This is a genomic window from Pseudorhodoferax sp. Leaf265, from assembly GCF_001422365.1.
Taxonomy (GTDB): Bacteria; Pseudomonadota; Gammaproteobacteria; order Burkholderiales; family Burkholderiaceae_C; genus Pseudorhodoferax.
In genome coordinates this window covers 28885-45400 of the sequence record NZ_LMMT01000016.1, presented here as the reverse complement: position 1 = coordinate 45400, position 16516 = coordinate 28885, and the positions used below count along the sequence as shown (strand labels likewise).

General features: G+C 71.5%; 17 protein-coding genes. 7 read left to right on the top strand and 10 right to left on the bottom strand.

Annotated elements, in window-relative coordinates; all coding sequences use genetic code 11:
- Both ASF45_RS16380 and ASF45_RS16375 read right to left on the bottom strand, forming a co-directional pair.
- Positions 1-327 carry an antibiotic biosynthesis monooxygenase gene (locus ASF45_RS16380; RefSeq protein WP_056664627.1) on the bottom strand — a complete coding sequence of 109 codons (327 nt, stop codon included), beginning with the start codon at positions 325-327 and terminating at the stop codon, positions 1-3.
- A gap of 11 nt (positions 328-338) precedes the next feature.
- Entirely contained in the window at positions 339-962 is a 624-nt protein-coding gene (locus tag ASF45_RS16375) for an FMN-binding negative transcriptional regulator (RefSeq protein ID WP_056664624.1), read from the bottom strand.
- A gap of 84 nt (positions 963-1046) precedes the next feature.
- Between ASF45_RS16375 and ASF45_RS16370 the strand changes: the two genes are divergently transcribed.
- Positions 1047-2510 carry a PLP-dependent aminotransferase family protein gene (locus ASF45_RS16370; RefSeq protein WP_056664620.1) on the top strand — a complete coding sequence of 488 codons (1464 nt, stop codon included), beginning with the start codon at positions 1047-1049 and terminating at the stop codon, positions 2508-2510.
- A 6-nt stretch (positions 2511-2516) separates the two neighbouring features.
- Here the strand turns inward: ASF45_RS16370 and ASF45_RS16365 are convergent, their stop codons facing one another.
- From ASF45_RS16365 to ASF45_RS16335, 7 genes are all read right to left on the bottom strand, one after another.
- Positions 2517-4007 carry a methyl-accepting chemotaxis protein gene (locus tag ASF45_RS16365; protein ID WP_056664617.1) on the bottom strand — a complete coding sequence of 497 codons (1491 nt, stop codon included), beginning with the start codon at positions 4005-4007 and terminating at the stop codon, positions 2517-2519.
- Positions 4008-4656: 649 nt separating this feature from the next.
- The gene (locus ASF45_RS16360) at positions 4657-5304 is read right to left on the bottom strand and encodes a DUF1345 domain-containing protein (RefSeq protein WP_056664614.1); all 648 of its coding nucleotides are present in this window, start codon (positions 5302-5304) and stop codon (positions 4657-4659) included.
- 2 nt (positions 5305-5306) lie between these two features.
- The gene (locus ASF45_RS16355) at positions 5307-6143 is read right to left on the bottom strand and encodes an IclR family transcriptional regulator (protein ID WP_235580937.1); all 837 of its coding nucleotides are present in this window, start codon (positions 6141-6143) and stop codon (positions 5307-5309) included.
- A 14-nt stretch (positions 6144-6157) separates the two neighbouring features.
- On the bottom strand, positions 6158-6877 hold the full coding sequence (locus ASF45_RS16350; protein WP_056664611.1) for an SDR family NAD(P)-dependent oxidoreductase: 720 nt from the start codon (positions 6875-6877) through the stop codon (positions 6158-6160).
- Positions 6874-7842 (bottom strand): tripartite tricarboxylate transporter substrate binding protein, encoded by a 969-nt coding sequence (locus ASF45_RS16345; RefSeq protein ID WP_056664608.1) that lies wholly within the window; start codon positions 7840-7842, stop codon positions 6874-6876. Before ASF45_RS16345 ends, ASF45_RS16350 begins: the two co-directional genes overlap by 4 nt.
- Positions 7843-7884: 42 nt before the next feature.
- On the bottom strand, positions 7885-8598 hold the full coding sequence (locus tag ASF45_RS16340) for an SDR family NAD(P)-dependent oxidoreductase (RefSeq protein ID WP_056664604.1): 714 nt from the start codon (positions 8596-8598) through the stop codon (positions 7885-7887).
- Complete coding sequence (locus ASF45_RS16335; protein ID WP_056664601.1) at positions 8595-9122, bottom strand: 2,4'-dihydroxyacetophenone dioxygenase family protein; 528 nt, start codon at positions 9120-9122, stop codon at positions 8595-8597. The genes ASF45_RS16340 and ASF45_RS16335 overlap by 4 nt, the downstream gene beginning before the upstream one ends.
- Before the next feature lie 136 nt (positions 9123-9258).
- Between ASF45_RS16335 and ASF45_RS16330 the strand changes: the two genes are divergently transcribed.
- Both ASF45_RS16330 and ASF45_RS16325 read left to right on the top strand, forming a co-directional pair.
- The gene (locus ASF45_RS16330) at positions 9259-10458 is read left to right on the top strand and encodes a PLP-dependent aspartate aminotransferase family protein (RefSeq protein WP_056664597.1); all 1200 of its coding nucleotides are present in this window, start codon (positions 9259-9261) and stop codon (positions 10456-10458) included.
- Entirely contained in the window at positions 10455-11216 is a 762-nt protein-coding gene (locus tag ASF45_RS16325; RefSeq protein ID WP_056664594.1) for a DUF3750 domain-containing protein, read from the top strand. Before ASF45_RS16330 ends, ASF45_RS16325 begins: the two co-directional genes overlap by 4 nt.
- Here ASF45_RS16325 and dkgB read toward each other — a convergent pair.
- Positions 11213-12025, bottom strand: coding sequence for a 2,5-didehydrogluconate reductase DkgB (gene dkgB / locus ASF45_RS16320; RefSeq protein ID WP_056664591.1), 813 nt, complete (start codon positions 12023-12025; stop codon positions 11213-11215). The two genes, ASF45_RS16325 and dkgB, sit on opposite strands and share 4 nt — an antisense overlap.
- Positions 12026-12332: 307 nt before the next feature.
- Between dkgB and ASF45_RS16315 the strand changes: the two genes are divergently transcribed.
- The 4 genes from ASF45_RS16315 (at position 12333) to tssB (ending at position 16501) form a co-directional block, all read left to right on the top strand.
- Positions 12333-13025 (top strand): response regulator transcription factor, encoded by a 693-nt coding sequence (locus ASF45_RS16315; protein WP_056664588.1) that lies wholly within the window; start codon positions 12333-12335, stop codon positions 13023-13025.
- A gap of 25 nt (positions 13026-13050) precedes the next feature.
- Positions 13051-14826, top strand: a complete 1776-nt coding sequence (locus tag ASF45_RS16310; protein ID WP_056664585.1) for a hybrid sensor histidine kinase/response regulator — start codon at positions 13051-13053, stop codon at positions 14824-14826.
- Positions 14827-14944: 118 nt separating this feature from the next.
- Positions 14945-15940 carry a type VI secretion system protein TssA gene (gene tssA / locus ASF45_RS16305; protein WP_056664582.1) on the top strand — a complete coding sequence of 332 codons (996 nt, stop codon included), beginning with the start codon at positions 14945-14947 and terminating at the stop codon, positions 15938-15940.
- A 36-nt stretch (positions 15941-15976) separates the two neighbouring features.
- Entirely contained in the window at positions 15977-16501 is a 525-nt protein-coding gene (tssB, locus tag ASF45_RS16300) for a type VI secretion system contractile sheath small subunit (protein WP_056664579.1), read from the top strand.
- Positions 16502-16516: the final 15 nt, after the last annotated feature.

Genomic DNA, 16516 nt, shown 5'->3' with positions numbered 1-16516 from the left:
TCACACCATCGGCGACGCCAGCGGGTGCGCGATGCGCCCGTCGCCATGCGAAGCCAGCACCTGCGCGACGACCACGTGGTAGCCCGCCAGCCAGCGCGCCTGCTGCTGCTTGGCCGCGCGGTGCGTGGGGTGCTGCATGAGCTGCTCGAGCGCCGCCATGCTGTCCCAGTAGTAGCTGTTGGCCACCAGCCCCGTGGCCGGGTTCTCCCAGCTTTCCTCGCCCAGGTAGCCCGGGATGGCGCGCGCGGCCTCGGCGATGGCCGCATCCATGCGGTGGAACTCCTGGTCGAACGCGCCCGGTGCGAAGGTGAAGGTGGAGACGAACACGCGCGCCGCCTTCAGACCGCGCGGCGCATGGCCTGCGCCAGATCGGCATGGCCCAGCGCGTCGAGCCTGCCGGCCGCGCCTTCGCGGTCGCGCGGCTCCTTGTTCTGGCCGAGCTTGGACTTGCCGACCAGCCGCGTCACGGCGATCTCGATGCCCACGATGTGCTGCAGCAGGCCGTCGATGAAGTCGGGCGCGGAGTCCCCCATGCGCCAGGGCCGGGGCTCGGCCGCCTCGTGCCGGCGTGTGAGGCGCGCCACCAGGCCCCGCACGAAGCGTTCGTCGTCGCGGACGGTGAGGGTGCCGTGGGCGTGCACCACGGCGTAGTTCCAGGTCGGCACCTGGCGGTGCGCCTCGTGCTTGCTCGGGTACCAGTTGGGCGAGATGTAGGCCTGCGGGCCGTGGAACACCACCAGCACCGGCGTGCCCGTGGGGCAGCGCTGCCACACCGTGTTGGCGCGCGCCACATGGGCTGTGAGCAGACCCAGCGGGCCGGTGTCGGCGTCGAACTCGAACGGGATGTGCTCGGCGTCCAGCCCGTCCGGACCGTGGTGCACGAGCGTGCCCAGCGGGTGGGCCTGGACCAGGCGCTGCAGTTCGGCAGGCCGCTGTTCGGCAAAGTGGGCGGGCAGGTACATCGTGGTGGCTGTGCGGGCGGTTGGGCAACCTGCACTGTGGCGCACGACCGGCACAATGGGAAGAACCAGTTTTTCCACATTTGCATGGACCAGTTGCAGCGCCTCACGGGCACCGGCGCCGGCCGCCGCATCTACGAGCTGCTGCGCGCACAGATCGCCGACGGCAGCCTGGCGGCCGGGGCGCGGGCGCCGTCCACGCGCGCGCTGGCCAGCGAGCTGGGCGTCTCGCGCACCACCGTCACGGCGGTCTACGAGCAGTTGGCGGCCGAGGGCTTCCTGCTGACATCGGGTGGCCGCGCGGCGCGCGTGGCGGTGCCACCGGCTTCGGTGGCGGCGCCGGCCGCACGCAGCAGGCGCGCGGGCCACGCGCCGCCCGCGCTGTCGGCCTTGGGCCGCCGCGTTGCGGCCATGGCGCTGCCGGCGCTGGCAGCCGACGCGCCGGCCCGCATCGACTTCCTGTATGGCGCGCTGTCCGCGCGCGACTTTCCGGTGCTGGCCTGGCGGCGCGCCTACCAGGCCGAGCTGCTGCGCCAGCAGCCCAGCCTCTGCTACGCCGCACCCGAGGGCGATGCCGCGCTGCGCCGCGCGCTGCAAGCCTACCTGCACCGCGCGCGCGGACTGGCCTGCGACGCAGAGCAGATCCTCGTGGTGCACGGTGCGCAGCAGGCCATCGACCTCAGCGCGCGGCTGCTGCTCGACGCCGGCGACGCCTTCGTCTTCGAAGACCCTGGCTACCTGATGGCGCGGCGCAGCTTCGAGGCCACCGGCGCGCAGCTGCTGGCGGTGACGGCCGACGGCCATGGCCTCGACACCGCACGCCTGCCGCAGGACGCCCGCGCGCGGCTGGCCTACGTCACGCCCTCGCACCAGTTCCCACTCGGCGGCGTGTTGCCGATCGCCCGGCGCATGGAACTGCTGCAATGGGCACAGCGCCAGCAGGCCTGGGTCGTGGAGGACGACTACGACGGTGAATTCCGCTACGGCCAGCGCCCCATCGCCGCGCTACAGGCCATCGACACCGACGGCCGCGTGCTCTACGTCGGCACCGTGTCCAAGGCCTTGTCGCCGCAGCTGCGCCTGGGCTACATGGTGCTGCCGCCGCCGCTGGTGCCGGTGTTCCGCCAGGCCAAGCGCCTGGCCGACCGCCATGCGCCCGTGCTGGAGCAGCGCGTGCTGGCCGCGCTGCTCGACAGCGGTGCCTACGAACGCCATGTGCGGCGCATGCGCCGCGCCCATGAACGCCGGCGCGCCGCCCTGCTCGAGGCGGTGGCGCAACTGCCCGGCGGCGCCCATGCGGCCGGCACGGCCGCCGGCCTGCACGTGGTGCTGTGGCTGCCCGCGCTGCGCCCGCGCGACGAGGCGCCGCTGGCGGCTGCGGTGCGCCAGCGCGGCGTTGGGGTGTATCCGGTCTCGCCGCTGTTCGCCGGGCCGCCCGGGCGCAGCCGGCCCGCGGGGCTGGTGCTGGGCTATGCCGGGCTCACGGCCGAGCAGATCGCGCAGGGCATGGCCGTGCTGGCCGCCGTGCTGCGCGAAGGCTTGCGCGGCTGAAACGGCTCAGGCGCTCAGGGCGGCGGCGCCGATGGCCAGCGGCAGCCGGCCCGCCGCTGGCGCGGGTGCTGCGGCCACCAGTGCCGGGGCGGCCGCAGCGCCTCCGCCGACCTGGGCCACCGCGGCCAGCAGCCGCTCCGCCATCTGCGCCAGCGTCTGCGTGGACTGCTGGGCCGCGCTCACCATGGCGGTGTTGGCCTGCGTCATCTGGTCGACCTGCTGCACGGCCGAGGTGGCATGGCCCAGTTCCACCGACTGTTGCTGGGCATGCTGCGACAGCTGCAGCATCAGCGCGCGCACCTGGTCGGCCTGCTCGCGCACCTCGCGCATGCTGGCGCCAGCGCGGCCGACGGACTCTTCGCCCTGGGTCGCGTCTTCCAGCGAGCGGGCCACGAGCGCACGGATGTCGCGCGCGGCCTGGGCGCTGTTCTGCGCCAGCACGCGCACCTCCTGGGCCACCACCGCGAAGCCGCGGCCGTGCTCGCCGGCACGGGCGGCCTCCACGGCCGCGTTCAGCGCCAGCAGGTTGGTGCGGAAAGCGAAGCTGTCGATGGTGGTCACGATGTCGGTGACCTGCTGCGCGCCCGAGTGGATGGCCTGCATGGTCTGCACCGACTGGTCCACCAGCGCAGCGCAGCCAGTGACGGCCGCGTTCTGCTGCTGTGCCAGTTGCAGCGCCTGCTGCGCCTCGCCGGCGCTGGCGGCCGACGCCTGTTCGAGATGTGCCATCGCACTGGCGGCGGACTGCAGGTTGTGCGCGGCCTCACGCGTGCGCTCCCCCAGCTGCTCGGTGTCGCCCGACATGGTGCGGGCGGTACCGGCCACGGCATGGGCGGCCTGGCGCACTTCGTCCACCACGCCGGCCAGCTGCACCAGCGCAGTCTGCACGATGCGGCCGGTGGCACTGTGCACCTGCACGGCTTCGGCCTGCAGCGACAGGCGGCCTTCGGCGTCAAGCGCGCACAGCGCCCGCAGTTCGGCCGACTCGCGCGCATCGCGCTCCATGCGCACGGCCATCACCAGTTCCACGCCGGATTGCACGACCACGAACACGGCGTGGATGACGATCTGCCCGAAGTCGGGTGCGCGCAGGCAGAACACGGGCAGCCCGGCGGCCTGCAGCCGGTCGAACAGCACATGGTGCACGGCCACCGCCAGCGCGCCTGCGAGCACGGGCCGCCAATCACGGTAGGCCAGCAGAAAGGCCAGGAACACGAAGACGGCGAAGTGCATCTCCGGCATGCCCATGGACAGCTGGATGTTCAAGGCCACCATGAACATGCCGATGACCGCCAGCGACAGGCGCGCCGCGAGCCGCCCGGCTGCCACCGCGTAGGCCAGGCCCGCCAGCCCGAGCAGAACGCCCGCCGCCACCATGCCGGTGCCCCACGGACCGTACAGGCCGCCAAGCAACAGAGCAACCAGGCCCTGCAGCACCAGCACCGACAGCACCAGCCGGTCGGCGCGCTGGCGCATGGCGAGCAGAGGATCGGCCATGGCAGGGGCAGCAGGACGCGCCGCGTCGGCCGGGTTCATTGGCCAGCCACGGGCTGGCCGTGTCCACAGCATTCGACGAAGCGCATCCTTGGCCTCCCGCACGACTTGATGCGCGTCAATCTACCATTTGTTACTGTCTTGTTGCAAAAGTTTTTTTGAATTTGCGCATACCGCGGCGCAATGCCGCCAGTCCGGCGCTGACATGCATCTGGGCAAGGACCAGGCGGCGGATTCCGCAAGCACCACTTGCCCGGCGGCGCGACGAGGCGCGCCAGCGTCGCCGCATCGCTGCCCATGGGGATGGTCCCCACGCCTTGCAGGCGGTTGCGCACGGCAATGTCGGCCATCCCGCGCGAACGCACCGCCTTCCACAGCCGCCTGCCCGCGCGGCGGCGCAGCGCGAACAGATGGACCAGCTGCTGGGCCTGCTCGCAGCGGCGGGCATGCCGTCACAGACGGCATCTTCAGGAATCCCTGCGACGCGCTTGGGGACGCAGCGCGGGCCACCCGGAACACCGCAGGCACGCCGGCACGGCCCCGCACAACCCGCCATGCGCACACGCCACCTCCGCCTTCTCTGTGCCCGCGCCGTCCCGCGCACGCCGCCGCGGTGCTGGTGGCCCGGTGCCGATGGGCACCGTGGACTCGGTCAGAACAGGCTCGCGGCGATGTTGATGCTGAACGCCAGGATCGTCGCGTTGAATGCGAACGACAGCAATGTCTGCAGCAGCGCCACGCGGCGCATGGCCGGCGTGTTGATGCTCACGTCCGAGGTCTGCGAGGCCACGGCGATCGTGAACGAAAAGTACAGGAAGTCCCCATAGTTGGGCCGGAAGCTGGCGTCGTCGTCCGGAAAGCGCAGGCCCTGCCCGTGGCTGCGGTAGTAGACGCTGGCATAGCTCAGCGCGAACACCATGGGCAGCAGCGTCCACGAGCCTACGACGGTCGCCAGCGCCAGCAGCACATGCGGCCAGGCGTGCGGCACGCCCGGCAGCTTGGCGGCCGAGAGTTCGAACACCACGCCGACCAGGCTGGCCACCGCAGCCAGGCTGACCACGGCCAGCACCGTGACGGCGCTCTCGGCCTGGGCCACGGCGGCGCGCTGCACGCGGCCATGGTCGGCACGCACCATCATGCCGGCCAGCAGCACGAGGTAGAGCCAGACCGCCGCGTTCCAGCCCAGCAGCGCGCGCGTGACCAGATTGGGCGCCGGCAGCAGCAGCGCGCAGGCCAGGCCGACGGCGCACGCACTCATCAGGTAGGGGCGCACGCCCAGGTGGTGCAGCAGCCGCGGCATGGCTACAGCAGCTCGGCCTTGGACAGGGCCGGCACCTCGGCGATGCGCTCGGCCACGGCCGCGCAGGCGGCCAGCAGCGGCGCCACGTAGGCCTGGGCCGGATCGTCCTTCTGGCGGAACACCAGCGTGGTCACGCTGATCGCGGCCACCGGCCGGCCGTCGGCCCCGCGCACGGCGGCGCCGAAGCAGTAGACGCCGTTCTCGTGCTCCTCGCGGTCGGTGGACCAGCCAGCCGCCTGCGTGGCCGCCAGTTCGGCCTCGAAGGCGGCGCGCTCGGTCAGCGTGTGCGCGGTGTGGCGCGGCAGCGGCAGGCCCTTGAGCAGCGCGGCCCGCTCACTGGCCGGCAGCGCCGCCAGGTAGGCCTTGCCCACGGCCGTGACGTGCAGCGGCACGCTGGTGCCGATGCGCGAGCTCATGCGCACGGCCGCGGGGCTCTCCAGCTTCTCGATGAACACCATGCTGCGGCCATTGGGCACTGCCAGGTGCACGGTCTCGCCGGTGATGTCGCGCAGGCGCTTGAGCGCGTCCATGGCCGCGAGCCGCAGGTCGGAGCGGCCCCAGCTGCGCGCGGCCAGCTGGATCAGGCGCGGACCCAGCGCGAGGCCGTGCGTGGCCGCGTCTTCCACGAGCATGCGCTCGGCCACCAGGCCGGCGACGATGCGGTGCACGGTGGGCCGCGGAAAGCCCGTGGCGCGCATCAGCGCCGCCACGTTGGGCGGCTGCTCGGCATCGGCCACGAGTTGCAGCACGCGCATGAATTTGCCGAAGGCCTGGGTGCCGGCGACGGCGGGCTGGCCTGCGTCGTCGGCGGCTATGGAGAGGTCGGGCGCCATGGTCATTGCGCCGCGGATTATCAAGTGACCATGTAACCGCCATCGACGGGCAGGATCACGCCCGTCATGAAGGCGGCCGCGGGCGTGCACAGGAACACGGCCGCGCGGGCCACGTCGTCGGGCGTGCCCCAGCGCGCCAGCGGCGTGCGCGCGAGGATGGGGCCGGCGCGCGCCGGGTCGTCCTGCAGCGCCTGCGTGAGCGGCGTGGCGATCCAACCCGGCGCCACCGCGTTGACGCGGATGCCGTCAGGCGCGTAGGCAATCGCCAGCGACTTGGTCAGCTGCGCCACGCCGCCCTTGCTGGCCGCATAGCCCGGCACCAGGCCGCCGCCGAAGAAGCTCAGCATGGAGGCGGTGTTGACGATGCAGCCGCGCCGCGCCTTGAGCCGCTCGCGCGTGGCCGTGCACACGCGCATGGTGCCCGTGAGGTTGACGTTGAGCACGCGCTGGAACACCTCGAGATCGTGCTCGGCGCCGCGCTGGATGATGCCGGCGCAGTTGAACACGATGTCGAGTTCGGGCATGTCCGAAATCGCCGCCTCCAGGCTGGCGCTGTCGGTCACGTCGCACTGGCGCGCCTCGACGTTGGCTGCCAGCGTACCGTCGCCCGCGCCCAGGCCCAGCGCAGTGACCTTGGCGCCCAGCGCGGCCAGGTGGTTCGCGATGACGGCGCCAATGCCCTGCGTGGCACCGGCGACCAGGGCACGCTGGCCCTTCAGGAGATCTGCTTGGTAAGTCATCCGGCCTTGATTCCGAGCTTGGTGATGAGCGACTTGAAGTATTCGTTGTCCTTCATGATCTTGGCCTTGAACGCCTGGTCGTCCGCATACACGAAGCCCAGGTTCTGCTTGTCCAGCGTCTCGCGGAAGCTGGGCTCGCTGGAGGCCTTGAGCGCCAGATCCTTGAGGTAGGCCACGACCTGCGGCGGCGTGTTCTTGGGCGCCGCGATGCCGCGCCAGGTGCCGATCACGAGGTCGACGCCGCGCTCCTTGAGCGTGGGCACCTTCTCGAAGCCCTTGACGCGCTGCTCGGCCATCACGGCCAGCGTCTTGAGCTTGCCGGACTGCACATGCGTGGTGACCTCGGCCGGGCTCACGGCCACGGCGTCGATGTGGCCACCCAGCAGCGCCAGCACGCCGGGGCCCGCGCCCTGGAAGGGCACGTGGTTGAACTTCACGCCGGCCTTGTCCTCCAGCGCCGAGGCCGCCAGGTGCCAGATCGAGCCGGGGCCTGCGTTGCCCACGCCGATCTTGCCCGGCTCTTTCTTCGCGGCGGCCAGGAACTCCTCGATGGTGTTCCAGGGCGCCTCGGCGCGCACCGTGATGGCGGCCTGGTCGGCATTGAGCTGGGCGATGGGCTGCAGGTCGTCGGCGTTGATCTTGCCGATGCCGATGTGGGCCAGCGTGGCCAGCTCCACGGTGATGACCGCCAGGCGGTAGCCGTCGGGCTTGGCGTGCATCACGTCCTGCCAGCCGATGGAGCCGCTGGCACCGGGCTTGTTGACGATGATGAAGCTCTGCGTGGTGTGCTTGCGCGTGGCGTCGGCGAAGGAGCGCGCCAGTGCGTCGGTGCCGCCGCCGGGCTGGAACGGCACGACGAGCTCGATCGGCTTGTTCGGGAAATCGGACTGGGCGTGGGCCGTGCCGGCAACGAAGGGCACGGCGGCCAGGCTGGCGAATTGCCGGCGCGTCAGGACATTGGACATGTCGAAGGTCTCCTCGGGTGGTGGTGTCGTGGTTTTGGGGAATCAATAGGTGGCGCGGCCGCCCGACAGGTCGAACACGGCACCCGTGTTGAAGCTGCAGGAATCGGAGGCGAGCCAGGCCACCATCTCGGCGACCTCGCCGGGCTCGCCCAGGCGTTGCATGGGGCTCTTGGCCACCATGGTCTGCACATGCTCGGGGGACATCTGCTCCAGGATGGGCGTGCGCACGGCGGCCGGCGCAATCGCGTTGACGAGGATGCCGGTGCCGGCCAGTTCCTTGCCGAGCGACTTGGTCAGTGCCAGCACACCGGCCTTGGCCGCGCTGTAGGCCGAGGCGTTGGGCGTTCCCTCCTTGCCCGCCAGCGAGGCCAGCAGCACGATGCGGCCGCGGCCGGCTTTGCGCATCAGCGGCACCACGGCGTGGCAGACGTTGAAGGTGCCGCCCAGGTTCACATCGACGACGCGGTGCCAGACCTCGGGGTCGAACTGGTCCAGTGCCATGGTCGGGCCGGTGGTGCCCGCGCTGTGCACGAGCATGGCGATGCCGCCCCAGCGCTCAAAGGTCTGCTGCGCGGCGCGGGCCACGGCGGCGCGGTCGGCCACGTCGACCTGCAAGTCGCCTTCGGCCGACAGATCCCAGACCACCACGGTGGCGCCGAAGCTGCGCAACAGCCGCGCCGTCTCGGCACCGATGCCGCTCGCGCCGCCCGTCACCACGGCCACGCGGCCGCGGTAGTCGTAGCTGGCACGGCTCATCGGATGAACTGCTTGACGTAGTCCGCGCCCAGGCCCACTTCCTGGAAGTGCTTGCGGCACATGTCGATCTTGGTGAACACATCCTCGTAGCCCATGCCCTTGCCGTAAGGGTCGGTGTAGTACATGACACCGTTGACCTGGAAGTAGGTGATCATTTCCTGCACGTCCTCGGGCACGTAGAGCGTGTGCGTTTCGCCCGGCGGCTCGAACACGTAGCCGCCCTCCTCGGCCCACCAGTCGTGCTCCAGGTATTTCCAGCGGCCCTTGAGCACGAAGCCGTGCACGGCCTGCGGATGGCGGTGCCGGCTCAGCACGCCGGACTTGCGCACGCGCAGCAGATTCATCCAGTAGCCCTGGCTCGCGTTCAGGCACAGCGGGCGGAACCAGACGTTCTCGGCCTGCGGCACCCACAGGCGTTCATCCGTCGGGATCGCGTGGGGGATCACGATCTCGGGCAGGGCCTCGGGCGGATTGGGGTACTGGTAAGGGGTCAGCGGCTCGGGATCGGCGCGGTCGGTCGGCATCGCGGGTTGTCCATATTGTGGATGTATGTCCATATTGTAGAAATCCGGAAACCAGCCGCAGCCCCGGGATTACCCGCGGCCGGCGCAGGCGAGCGCATCATGTGCACTGGTTTTCTCCTGCGGATTCCTCCAAGCGATGCACCTCCCTCCAGACGACGCCTGGCACGACGCCACCCGCGTGCTGCACGGCGACGCCGGCCTGTCCGACGACACGGCCGTCAGCGCCCCTATCCACTACAGCGCGACCTTCAAGGCGCGCGACGCGGCCGAGTTCGCCACCATGGCCGGCACACCGCGCCATGCCGGCTACTACACGCGCTACGGCAACCCCACGCACGAGCGCGCGGCCGCCATCGTGGCCGCGCTCGAGGGCACCGAGACCGCGCTGCTGACAGCCTCCGGCATGGGCGCCATCAGCACCACGCTGCTGGCGCTGGTGCAGGCCGGCGACCATGTGGTGGCGCAAACGCGGCACTACATGAGCACGGCCAAGCTGTTCGACGAAGTGCTGCCGCGCTTCGGCGTGCAGGTCAGCATCGTCGAGCAGAGCGACCTGGCGGCCATCGCCGCAGCGCTCCGCCCAGAGACGAAGCTCATCCTCGTGGAGACGCCCGCCAACCCCACGCTGGTGCTGACCGACCTGGCCGGCGTGGCGGCGCTGGCCAGGCCGCGCGGCATCCTGACCATCGCCGACAACACCTTCGCCTCGCCCGTCAACTGCAAGCCGCACGCGCTGGGCATCGACATCGTGGTGCACAGCGCGACCAAGGCCCTGGGCGGCCACCACGACCTGACGGCCGGCGTCATCTGCTGCAGCAACGCGCTGGCCGAGCGCATCTGGCCCATGCACATCACGCTGGGCGCCGTGCTCTCGCCCATGGATGCCTGGCTGCTGCTGCGCGGGCTGCGCACGCTGTCCGTGCGCATGGAGCGCATCAACGCCAACGCGCTCGCGCTGGCCGCCTGGCTGGAGCGCCAGCCGCAGGTGGAGCGGGTGCACTACCCGCTGCTCGAGAGCCATCCGCAGCACGCGCTCGCGCAGCGCCAGATGGCCGGTGGCGGCCCCGTCATCGCGTTCGCGCTCCAGGCCGGCTACGCGGCCACGAGCCGCTTCGTTGCCTCGCTGCGGCTGGCCACGCAGGCCGTGAGCCTGGGTGGCGTGGAAACGCTGATCGTGCACGCCGCCGCCATGTGGGCCGGCACCATGAACGAGGCGCAGATGGCAGCAAGCGGCATCGCGCCCAACTTCGTTCGGCTGGCCGTGGGGCTGGAGGACATCGGCAACCTGCAGCGCGATTTCGCGCAGGCGCTGGCGGCGATGGAGGCTGGCGCATGAGGCGACTGCTGCGCTGGCCGCTGCGCCTGCTGGCCCTGGTCGCCCTGCTGCTGCTGGGCCCCATCGGCGTGCTGGCCTCGGGCAAGCTGGACCTGGACACGCCCTGGCACAGCCGTGAACGTTCGCCCACCGGGCAGGCACCGGATCCGGCCGTCGAGCAACGCGCCGTGGTGCAGGTCTACGGCGCGCGCATCGTGCGCTGGCGCGGCGCCTTTGGCATCCATCCCTGGATCGCGGTCAAGCGCGCCGGGGCCGACCACTACACCACCTGGCAGATCCTGGGCTGGCGCGCACGCTACGGCGGCGACGCGCTGGTCCAGGGCGAGAGCACCCTGCCCGACACGCACTGGTACGGCGCCTACCCGCGCCTGCTCGTGGAGCACCGCGGTCCGCAAGCCGAGGCCATGATCGACCGCATCGAGGCCGCCGTCGCACGCTATCCCTGGGGCCACACCTACGGCCTGTGGCCCGGCCCGAACAGCAACACCTTCGTGGCCTGGGTCGCGCGTGAGGTGCCCGAGCTGCGTCTGGACCTGCCGCCCACCGCCATCGGCAAGGACTACCTGGGGCCCACGCAGTTCTTCGCCAGCGCGCCCAGCGGCACGGGCTGGCAGGTCTCGCTGCTGGGCCTGGCGGGCATCACGCTGGCGCGCGACGAGGGCCTGGAACTCAACCTGCTGGGCCTGGGCGTCGGCGTGGACCTGGACGACATGGCGCTGCGCCTGCCCGGCCTGGGCAAGCTGCCAGGGCCGCTTTAGTCCCAGGCCGGCGCGAGGCCGGCCGGATCGGCCTGGCGCTCGCCGCGGTCCAGCGTGGCAATGCGTGCCAAGTCGTCCTCGCTCAGGCGCAACTGCTGCGCCTTCAAGTTCGCGGCCAGGTTCTCGCGCCTGGTCGACGACGGGATCACTGCGTAGCCCTGCTGCAGCGCCCAGGCCAGCGCCACCTGCGCGGTGCTGGCGCCATGCGCCTGCGAGATGGCCTGCAGCACCGGATCGCCCAGCACCTTGCCGTAGGCCAGCGTCATGTAGGAGGTCAGGTGCATGCCCTGCTCCCGCATGAAGGCCGCCAAGCTGCGGTTCTGCAGATAGGGCGAGAGCTCGACCTGGTTGGTCGCGATGCGCCCGGCGCCCAGGATGCCCATGGCCTCGCGCAGCAGCGCCACCGTGAAGTTGGAGACGCCGATCCCCCACGTGAGCCCCTGGTCCTGCGCCTGCGCCAACGCGCCCAGGTACTCGGCCATGGGCACGGCGTTGCCGGGCGAAGGCCAGTGGATCAGCGTGAGGTCCACCTGCTCGGTGCGCAGCTTGCGCAGGCTTTCCTTGAGGCTGGGCACCAGCTTGTCGCCAGCCAGGTGGTCGGTCCAGACCTTGGTCGTGACGAAGAGTTCGCGGCGCGGCACGCCGCTCTCGGCGATGGCCTGGCCGACCTCGGCCTCGTTGCCATAGATCTGCGCGGTGTCGATGGCGCGGTAGCCGACATCGAGCGCGTTGCGCACGGAGTCGATCACGACCTGCCCCTTCAGGCGGAAGGTGCCGAGGCCGAAGGCGGGAATGGTGGTGGTGTTCATGGTCGTCCTTTCAAGGGCCGCAGTCTGGGCCTGTCGGCCCTGCAGAAAAACCCCGCCATGCGGCAAACATATTTGCCTGCGGGTCAACGATCCAGCCACCCATGCCGTGTGTGTTTCATTGATTTCATGGCAGCGTCGCCGGTGCAACAAGCCTGATACAAGAACCGGCGATATGTGCACTACTGCACAGTCCGCCTCCTAAAGAATGATGTTGCCGACCCCCATCCGCCAGTCCTACGATGCATCAGCCCGGTGCGATTAGTCTGCAGGCGACGACGAATCCGGGCCCGCCGCCAAGGAGAGGACCATGGAAACACTGTTGGATGTGCGACTGTCCGAGCCATCGGCCGCAGATGCGGCGACCGCCATGCCGCGCAGCACGCGCCGCATCCTGCTCATCGACGATCACGAACTCGTGCGCGCCGGTATCCGCACGCTCTACCCCATGCTCGGCGGGCTGCGCATCGAGTGGATCGAGGCGCCCACGCTGGACGAGGGCCTGCGCCTGTACCGAGAGCGCACGCCGGTGGACGCGGTGCTGCTCGACCTGAACCTGGGCGACTGCAAGGGCCTGCAGGGGCTGCGGCGCTTCATGCAGACCTTCCCGCAGGCGCGCGTGGCGGTCTTCAGCGGCACCCAAGACGAATTCGTCGTGCGCCAGGCGCGCGCGCTCGGCGCCGTGGGCTACGTGCCCAAGAGCGCGCAGATGGACCAGATGCGCAGTTCGCTGCAGGCGCTCGTCGACAGCGCGCGCCAGCGCCGCCCGGCCGTGGACACCACGCTGTTCCCGCACTTCCCGTCCTCGGCGATGTTCGACCGCGTCGCCGAACTCGGACCGCGCCACCTGGAGATCCTGGAGCTCGTGCTGTCGGGCTGCGGCAACCAGGAGATCAGCAACTCGACCGAGCTCTCGCTGGGCACGGTCAAGAACTACGTGTCATCGCTGCTGCTGGCGCTGGACGTGCGCTCGCGCTCGCACATGATCAGCCTGTTCCGCTGAATGCCCCGCGGCGTTCGGGCGCACCATGCCGAACGCTGCCTTCACCGCCGTCGAGAACGCCGCGCCGGGCGAGGCGCCCCCGCTTGAGCGGCGCGCGCGCCGCTCCACCGCGCGGCGCCTGCGCGATGCAGCGGTCGACGAGGCGCTGGCCACCTGGCCCGCCAGCCTGCCCGCGGCCCTGTTGCTGCCGCCCGTGCAGGCCTGGCCCGGCCTGAATGGCGCGGGCGCCGCCACCGTGGTCGGCCTGGCGACGGCGGCAGCGCTGGCCTGTGGACTGCTGGCGCGGCAGCTGGGCCGGCTGAGCCCGGCCGCACGCCGGCGCCAGCGTTCGAGGCGCCATGCCTGCGGCGCGCTGCTGCTGGCCTGGGGCCTGCTGCTCTGCGCCCTGCCCTGGCTGCTGCCGGCCATGGCGGCCAGCAACCCCGCCATGGCGTTGCTGGTGCTGGTGCCACTGCTGGCCGCGCTGCTGGCGCCGCTGGGCCCGCCCGTGGCGCTGCTGGCGGCCGTGCCGGCGTCACAGGCCCTGGCCTGGGCGCTGCAGGGTGCGCCCGCGCCGGCCAGCGGCAGCGCCGCAGCAGCCGCCCTGCTGGCCGCCGCGCTCGCCCTGCTCGGCCACCGCCGCTGGCGGCGCCAGCGCCTGGCCTTCTCCGAACGCGGCGATGCGCTGCATGCGCTGGAGACCGCGCTGCGCGCCGCGCACCAGGCCGACCGCGACAAGACCCGCTTCCTGGCCACCGCCACGCACGACCTGCGCCAGCCCGTGCACGCGCTGGGCCTGTTCGCCGGAGCGCTGGAACTGCGGCTGCTAGGCACCGAGCAGGAGCCGCTGGTGCGCAACGTGACGCGCTCCATCGAGGGGCTGGAGCGCTCGTTCAACGCCATGCTGGACGTCTCGCGGCTCGACGCCGGCGCCGTGGAGCCGAACCTGCAGCACTTCCCGCTGCGCGACGTGTTCCGCCGACTGCACATGCAGTACGCCGGCCAGGCCGAGGCGCGCGGCCTGGGCCTGCGCTTCTCGCCGGGCGGCAAGTCGGTGACCAGCGACCCGCAGCTGCTCGAGCGCATTCTGGGCAACCTGCTGCAGAACGCGCTGCGCTACACCGAGCGCGGCGGCGTGGTGCTGGTGGCACGCTCCACGCGCGAGCACATCCACGTGGAGGTCTGGGACACCGGCGTCGGCATCGCGCCGGCCGAGCTGCCGCGCGTCTTCGATGAGTTCTACCAATGCGGGCGCTCCACCCGCGGGCGCAGCCAGGGTCTGGGCATGGGCCTGGCCATCGTGCGGCGCCTGGCCCGGCTGCTGAACCACGGGTTGACCGTGGCCTCGCACCCCGGGCGCGGCACCATGTTCCGGCTGGCCATCGCGCGCGGCGGCCTGCCCGAGATCCGCGACGCCACCGCCGCCGCCGACACCCGGCCCATGCCGGTGCCGCAGGCGCGCGCCGTGCTCGTGATCGACGACGACGAGGCCATCCGCGAAGGCCTGCGCATCCTGCTGGAGGAATGGGGCTACACGGTGGCCGCCGCGGCCAGCGCCGAGGCCGCGCAGCGCGCCGCAGCCGGCATGGAGCTGCCGCCCGACCTGATCATCTCCGACCTGCACCTGGGCGATGACGCCGACGGCATCGCAGCCATCGCCGCCGTGCGCCGCCAGTGCGGCTACGAGGTGCCGGCCATCGTCGTGACCGGCGACACCACGCACGAGGAGCTGCAGCGTGCCGCCGAGGCCGGCCACACCGTGCTGGTCAAGCCGCTGCAGCCGCGCAAGCTGCTCGGCACGGTGCGCGGCATGCTGCCCTGACGCGCGGCGGCCATCCCCATTTCGCGGGACGCCGCGCCGGCCCAAAGTGACTTTCGTCCGCTGTGCACGCGGTCCTGCCGTCCTAAAGTGGTCCGCAACCCTCCCGCAGGACCACTGCATGCCAACGCTCGACACCGACGCGCTCCTCACCCCCCTCGCCGGCGACGCGCCGTGCGGGCCGGCGCTGGACCACGACGACGCGTTCCAGGCGCTGGAGCGCGCCGCCGCGGGCACGCCCGAGCAGCAGTACGGCACCAAGCTCATCGCGGCCACACCGCCCGACTGGCATGCGGTGCACCGGCATGCGCAGGACCTGGCCGCGCGCACCCGCGACCTGCGCGTGGCCGTCTGGCTCACGCGCAGCGCCGCCCATGTCCAGGGCCTGGTCGGCATGGTGCAGGGGCTGCAGCTGCTGCACGGCCTGCTGGAGCAGCACTGGCCGCTGGTGCACCCGCAGCTGGATGCGGGCGACGACAACGACCCCACGGAACGCATCAGCGCGATCTGGCCCCTGTTCAAGGAAGAGGGCCTGGCCGACCTGCGCCGCGCCGCACTGACGCCTGCCCGCAATGCCGTCACGGTGCGCGACCTGGAGCTGGCCTTCGGCGGCGCCAAGCCCCATGGTGGTGAAGCCGTTCCCACCGCCGAGGCCCTGTCGCCCGCCATTGCTGCCGCGCAAGCGCAGGTTCCGGCGCTGGCCGGCGCCATGCAGGCCGGCCTGCCCGCCGTGCAGGGCATGGCCGCGGCGCTGGACCGCCAGCTCGGCGCCGGCCGTTCGCCCGACCTCAAGCCCCTGGCCGCGCTGCTGGGCGCCGTGGCCCAGGCCGGCCAGCAGGCGCAGGGAACGCCCGCAGCGCAGCCCGCGGCGAACACCGTGGCAGCCGAAGCGGCCGTGGCCGCACCGGCGCCCGGCACGATCCACTCCCGCGAAGACGCGATCCGCATGCTGGAGCGCGTGAGCGACTGGATCGAGCGCAACGAGCCGACCAACCCCGCCCCGCTGTTCATCAAGCGCGCGCAGCGCCTGATGACCAAGAACTTCCTCGAGATCATCCGCGACCTGATGCCCGACGGCGTGGGCCAGATCGAGAAGCTCGCCGGCGCCCCCAAGTAAGCCGTCCGACCGCCCGCCGACCACAAGGAGCCCACCATGGCCACCAGCAGTCAGAAGTTCATCGCCCGCAACCGCGCGCCGCGCGTGCAGATCGAGTACGACGTCGAGCTCTACGGCGCCGAGAAGAAGGTGCAGCTGCCGTTCGTCATGGGCGTGCTGTCCGACCTCTCGGGCAAGCCGGCCGAGCCGCTGCCGCCCGTCAACGAGCGCAAGTTCCTGGAGATCGACGTGGACAACTTCGACGCGCGCATGGAGTCGATGAAGCCGCGCGTGGCCTTCCCCGTGACCAACACGCTGACCGGCGAGGGCAAGCTGGCGGTCGAGCTCACGTTCAAGAACCTGGACGACTTCTCGCCCGCCGCCGTGGCGCAGAAGGTCGACGGGCTCAAGCAGCTGCTCAAGGCGCGCCAGGAGCTGGCCAACCTCCTGACCTACATGGACGGCAAGACCGGCGCCGAAGACCTGCTGGCCAAGGTGATGGCCGACCCCGCGCTGCTGGCCTCGCTGGCCGCGGCGAAGAAGCCCGAAGCGCCTGCAGCCGACCAGCCGGCCGCCGCCTGACCCCGCCGGCCCCTG

What these genes read in the sequence shown, in the direction of transcription:
- ASF45_RS16335 (WP_056664601.1), bottom strand. Translation starts at nt 9,122, where the DNA reads ATGCCGACCGACCGCGCCGATCCCGAGCCGCTGACCCCTTACCAGTAC.
- ASF45_RS16350 (WP_056664611.1), bottom strand. Translation starts at nt 6,877, where the DNA reads ATGACTTACCAAGCAGATCTCCTGAAGGGCCAGCGTGCCCTGGTCGCC.
- ASF45_RS16355 (WP_235580937.1), bottom strand. Translation starts at nt 6,143, where the DNA reads ATGACCATGGCGCCCGACCTCTCCATAGCCGCCGACGACGCAGGCCAG.
- ASF45_RS16375 (WP_056664624.1), bottom strand. Translation starts at nt 962, where the DNA reads ATGTACCTGCCCGCCCACTTTGCCGAACAGCGGCCTGCCGAACTGCAG.
- ASF45_RS16365 (WP_056664617.1), bottom strand. Translation starts at nt 4,007, where the DNA reads ATGGCCGATCCTCTGCTCGCCATGCGCCAGCGCGCCGACCGGCTGGTG.
- dkgB (WP_056664591.1), bottom strand. Translation starts at nt 12,025, where the DNA reads ATGAACACCACCACCATTCCCGCCTTCGGCCTCGGCACCTTCCGCCTG.
- ASF45_RS16325 (WP_056664594.1), top strand. Translation starts at nt 10,455, where the DNA reads ATGAGGCGACTGCTGCGCTGGCCGCTGCGCCTGCTGGCCCTGGTCGCC.
- tssB (WP_056664579.1), top strand. Translation starts at nt 15,977, where the DNA reads ATGGCCACCAGCAGTCAGAAGTTCATCGCCCGCAACCGCGCGCCGCGC.
- ASF45_RS16370 (WP_056664620.1), top strand. Translation starts at nt 1,047, where the DNA reads ATGGACCAGTTGCAGCGCCTCACGGGCACCGGCGCCGGCCGCCGCATC.
- ASF45_RS16315 (WP_056664588.1), top strand. Translation starts at nt 12,333, where the DNA reads ATGGAAACACTGTTGGATGTGCGACTGTCCGAGCCATCGGCCGCAGAT.
- ASF45_RS16360 (WP_056664614.1), bottom strand. Translation starts at nt 5,304, where the DNA reads ATGCCGCGGCTGCTGCACCACCTGGGCGTGCGCCCCTACCTGATGAGT.
- ASF45_RS16330 (WP_056664597.1), top strand. Translation starts at nt 9,259, where the DNA reads ATGCACCTCCCTCCAGACGACGCCTGGCACGACGCCACCCGCGTGCTG.
- ASF45_RS16310 (WP_056664585.1), top strand. Translation starts at nt 13,051, where the DNA reads ATGCCGAACGCTGCCTTCACCGCCGTCGAGAACGCCGCGCCGGGCGAG.
- tssA (WP_056664582.1), top strand. Translation starts at nt 14,945, where the DNA reads ATGCCAACGCTCGACACCGACGCGCTCCTCACCCCCCTCGCCGGCGAC.
- ASF45_RS16345 (WP_056664608.1), bottom strand. Translation starts at nt 7,842, where the DNA reads ATGTCCAATGTCCTGACGCGCCGGCAATTCGCCAGCCTGGCCGCCGTG.
- ASF45_RS16340 (WP_056664604.1), bottom strand. Translation starts at nt 8,598, where the DNA reads ATGAGCCGTGCCAGCTACGACTACCGCGGCCGCGTGGCCGTGGTGACG.